The following is a 1,217-nucleotide window of genomic DNA, read 5'->3' as shown; positions in this document are numbered from 1 at the left end:
CAACATCAGACTGAAAAGCACAGACCATAAAGCGCGATAATGGAACACCTGACCTAACCCATTTCCTGACAAATCCTGAAAGCATAGGACAGTAAACCGGCAGGTGCAGAGTAAAACAATTAATTTACAACGTCAGCCCCCTTATCGGCCCCTTTAATTGCCGAAATTGTTGACTGAAATACATCACTTTAATAATCAATCCCAGCTAGCCTCCAGACCCTGAACTGAAAAAGTAGTCGGTGTACCCCAGCTGGTAGAACCAAAGCCATCATCACTATCTGAGGAGTCCCAAATGAAGCTGGGATTGGGGGAAAATAAAGTCTCCCTGTTTTCTTTTTGATGGATTGTTGCGGTGTAAGTGGCTGCTCTGGCTCTTCTGGCCGCTTCTTCCCGCTCCCTTAGCTCTTGCTCTCTTAGCTCTTGCTCCCTTTCGCGCCGTATTTTATCTTCTCTTGTCAAGATATATTCTTCTTGCCTCAAATAACCGTAAAGCTCTGTCAGCGACCACTGCATGTAGAGATCATTCAGATCCATGTTACAGCAAAAGGGATTCAAAACCCCGGCATTGATCAGTACATTTTTCCAAACCTTTTGATCAAACCCTTGGATGATCTCTCTGACCTGCTCCCTGTCCGTTACGGTGGGTTTCCAGTCCCTTCCTTTCGGATCTTTCCGCCAGGGTTTGTTGAGTGCCCGGCCTAACTTCCTTTGCAGCTTATCCTCTTGCAAGCGTTCCAGCCTTCGCGATTTCGTTTTATATGCATCAATTACCCAATATACCAACACGGCCACCATGGCTATGCCCTCTGCGGCTATCAGAATGCCTAACACACGTTTAAGCCAGCGTTCCCGTTCATCAAGATCCGAGGGATGATGCCCGACAGGCTTTTGAACGGGCGCTGGCGGAGTGGCAAGGACCGGCTTTTCACCATTCAGAATTCTGCGAATTTGCTGGTACCACTCATCACCATAATCTTCACGATCTGCGGCTTTCATAAACAGGGCGGAGAGGCCTTCCTGATAGTGACGATGCTTGCTGTCTGTATGCCAAAGGGTGGGATGATTGTTAAAGGCTTCAGTCAGCTTGGACAGGTAAAGAATAAATGCAGGGTCTCTGGCAATCTCCGGGTTCTGCTTTTGCTTCTCTACCTTAAAACTAAATGAACGAAGCGCCTTGCCACGGAGAAAAAGCTCCTGCATTTCTAACAGAATAAAGC

At 47.3% G+C, this 1,217-nt stretch carries 1 protein-coding gene; it reads right to left on the bottom strand.

The features are described from left to right. Positions 1-195 precede the first annotated feature (195 nt). A partial coding sequence (locus KDK18_RS00305; RefSeq protein ID WP_257252373.1) for a hypothetical protein occupies positions 196-1,217 on the bottom strand: 1,022 nt, incomplete at its 5' end.

The organism is Endozoicomonas sp. SESOKO3 (genome assembly GCF_024606255.1).
This window is presented reverse-complemented; position numbering and strand designations above follow the sequence as displayed.